Source organism: Halomonas sp. SIMBA_159, from assembly GCF_046536035.1.
Lineage (GTDB): Bacteria > Pseudomonadota > Gammaproteobacteria > Pseudomonadales > Halomonadaceae > Vreelandella > Vreelandella venusta_A.
The window spans coordinates 1-244 of the sequence record NZ_JAWJBT010001328.1; the positions used below are offsets into that span (position 1 = coordinate 1).

At 38.5% G+C, this 244-nt stretch carries 1 protein-coding gene; it reads left to right on the forward strand.

Annotated elements, in window-relative coordinates:
- Positions 1 to 215: Uma2 family endonuclease (locus R0J87_RS23575; protein ID WP_498889413.1), on the forward strand; the 215-nt coding region annotated here is incomplete at its 5' end.
- Positions 216 to 244 lie beyond the last annotated feature (29 nt).

The window sequence follows — 244 nt, forward strand, 5'->3', positions numbered from 1 at the left end:
TATTATCCCCAACTGACGATCTCTCAACCACACAAGCAAAAATGAACGAGTACATGACTTGTGGGGTAAAACTCGGTTGGTTAATTAATCCCGATGCTAAGAAAGTCGAAATTTATCGTGTGGATCTAGATAAAGAGGTAATTAATCATCCGAGTCGTTTGTCTGGTGAGGAGTTATTGCCAGGATTGATTGTCGATTTGGCTAATATTTTCTAGCAAGAACATGACTTCATTATATGACCAAG